Raw genomic sequence first — 2608 nt, 5'->3', positions numbered from 1 at the left:
CGGCTCATGTACCATATGGTACAGAATCGGTGCGCACGGGCAAGGGTGGGTGGGGCGTCCGTATCAGTGAGGACTCCCGGCGCTCCTTGGCTCATGAGTAGCCCCTTGACCCCGGAGCCACCCGTGACCTTGACGAACGCGCTGACCGCGATCGGCGCGCCTGCCCTGCCGGAAGGCGACACGCCACGGCTGTACGTCGACACCGATGTCGTCGCGGACGCGTACGTCGCGTTGGAGTCGGCCCTGCCGGGGGTGCGGCTGCACTACGCGGTCAAGGCGAACCCCGCGGCGGAGATCCTCGCTCGTCTGCAGCGGCTCGGCTGCGCATGGGACGTGGCCAGCCCAGGTGAGATCCGAGATGTCCTCACCGCGGGTGGCCGGCCGGAGGACCTCTCGTACGGGCACCCTGTCAAGCACCCTCGAGACATCGCCTACGCGTACGAGGTCGGCGTGCGAGCCTTCACGTTCGACTCTCCCGACGAGCTCGACAAGCTTCTGCGTCACGCTCCCGGGGCGCTACTGCTGGTCCGGATCACCACCAGCGGGTCGGGCGCGGACTGGGCGTTGAGCTCGAAGTTCGGCTGCGGCGCGGAGGACGCCGAGCGCCTGCTGCAGGCCGCCGCCCGAGCCGACCACCCGGTCGGTGTCGCGTTCCACGTCGGCAGCCAGCAACGCGACCCTGACGCGTGGCTGGAGCCGTTGCGCACCACCGCATTGCTCCGCGACGCGCTGCGCCGCCACGGGGCCGACCTGGCAATGGTCGACATCGGCGGCGGGTTTCCGTGCGACACGTTCGACCTGACGCCTCGGATCGAGGAGTACGGACGCCGGGTGATGGCGGCGATCCGTGCGGTCTTCGACGAGGACGTCCCACCGTTGATGGCCGAACCAGGTCGCGCTCTGGTCGCGCACGGGGGAGTGCTCGAGACGGAGGTCCTGCTGGTCGCCGATCGTGCCGACGGCCGCTGGGTCTACCTCGACGCCGGCGTCTTCGGTGGACTCGCCGAGACCCTGGGGGAGTCGATCAAGTACCGCCTCGACGTGCGACGTGACGGCCGGCCGCTCAGCGGACGGACCCTGCCTGTGGTGCTCGCCGGACCCACGTGCGACAGCGTGGACGTGCTCTATCGCGAGCACCGATACGCACTACCGGCCGACCTCCGATGTGGGGATCGGGTGCTGTTCCATGCCACGGGGGCCTACACGACCACGTACTCCTCGGTGGGCTTCAACGGCCTGCCTCCGCTGAGCGCGACGTACCGGTAGAAATCACGTCGGGTCGTGGGTAGTCCCCGGTTCGTTGGTCGTGATCTGGAGCCAGATCGACCGACGAACCGGGGACTACCGACCGCGGCCCATGAGGATCAGGTTGTCCTCCCGAAACCTCGATCCGAGGTGATCGCCTCGTCATACGTGGGGGCGGTTGCCGAGGCCGAGGTGCTGTACTCGGTGTCCGCGTGCCGCGGTCCCGCGTCGGCGTCCTGCTTCGCGCGCCACGAAGCCTCCGAACCCTTGTTCCGCGCCTGGCGCAGGGCGTCGGCTGCGAGCTCCCGGCCTCCCAGGCCGAACGCGAGTGCCAGGCCGAGGGCGAGGGCGAACATGATCGCGGTGAAGGCGATCCGGACGATCTCGGGCGCGATCTGCAGCTGCTCGAGGATCATGAAGAACGCGATCACCATGATCACGGCTGGCGCCACCGTCGCCGCCACCTTCCCGGTCGGCGTGTCACCCATGAAGCGCGTGACAGCCCCGGCGACGGCGCCGGAGATGAGGGCCGCCACCACGAAGATCAGGATCGCCACGATGACGTTCGGCAGGTAGGCGAGGACGTCGTCCATGAACCCGGTGGCGGCTGGGATCCCGAGCGCACCGATGGCCACGGTGATGAAGAAGATGAAGATCAACCAGAACACCACACGCGCGACCCCGTTGGTGGGCGACGCCTTGGGCGAGATCGACTCGACGAACCGACTCGCTGAGCTCTCGTGCAGCCGCTGGTCGATGTGGGCGCTCTCCATCACCTTGCGGACCGCGGTCGCCACCAGTCTGGCGACGACGTATCCGATCAGCAGGACGAGCAGGAAGCCGAGCAGGTTGGGCAAGAAGTCGAAGATCTTGTCGGTCGTCTTCTGGACGCTGTCACCGATGTTCATGAGGAGACCCTTTCGGTCGGCGCAGACCCAGCCAGGGGAGCGGGTCCTGGCTGTCCGTTCCCGATCAGACGGTGCGCAAACGGACCCAGACGGGTGAGACCGCCGCCGACGACCCGGGACGAGCCGGGCCACGACGCCGCGTACCCTCCTCGTCGTGACTGCTCTGGCGTGGGCCCTTGCGGCGGCGCTCGTGGTGCTGGCCGTGCTGGCTGCGGCCGCGACCCGGGTGGTGTCCCTCGACCGACCCGTGCGGGTCGCGGCGCTGGTGGGGGAGGGACTCCTGCTGGTCTACACGGTGGTCGACCTCGGACTGATGCTGGCCGCCGACGCCGCCGACCGGCCCGACAGCATGCTCACCCACGTCGGGTACGCCGTCGCGACCGCAGGCCTGCTCCCGCTGCTGGTCTGGCGGCAGCCGCCCGAGGACCCGGACGCCGTGGTCGAGCCGGCCTCGC

At 69.2% G+C, this 2608-nt stretch carries 2 protein-coding genes and 1 pseudogene; 2 read left to right on the top strand and 1 reads right to left on the bottom strand.

Going from position 1 to position 2608, the window contains the following annotated elements; all coding sequences use genetic code 11:
* The first annotated feature begins 123 nt into the window (after window positions 1–123).
* Entirely contained in the window at window positions 124–1266 is a 1143-nt protein-coding gene (locus VFZ39_RS06340) for a type III PLP-dependent enzyme (protein WP_330864888.1), read from the top strand.
* Between the two features lie 98 nt (window positions 1267–1364).
* Here the strand turns inward: VFZ39_RS06340 and VFZ39_RS06335 are convergent, their stop codons facing one another.
* Window positions 1365–2153: a mechanosensitive ion channel family protein gene (locus tag VFZ39_RS06335; protein WP_330864887.1), complete on the bottom strand. Its 789-nt coding sequence runs from the start codon at window positions 2151–2153 to the stop codon at window positions 1365–1367.
* A 154-nt stretch (window positions 2154–2307) separates the two neighbouring features.
* Here VFZ39_RS06335 and VFZ39_RS06330 point away from each other — a divergent pair.
* Window positions 2308–2608, top strand: a pseudogene (locus VFZ39_RS06330) (hypothetical protein); the annotation flags it as partial.

It is taken from the genome of Nocardioides sp. (assembly GCF_036374615.1).
Classification (GTDB): domain Bacteria; phylum Actinomycetota; class Actinomycetes; order Propionibacteriales; family Nocardioidaceae; genus Nocardioides.
Note: the sequence above shows the minus strand (reverse complement) of the source record. Positions and strands in the feature narration are given on the sequence as shown.

What these genes read in the sequence shown, in the direction of transcription:
- VFZ39_RS06335 (WP_330864887.1), bottom strand. Translation starts at nt 2,153, where the DNA reads ATGAACATCGGTGACAGCGTCCAGAAGACGACCGACAAGATCTTCGAC.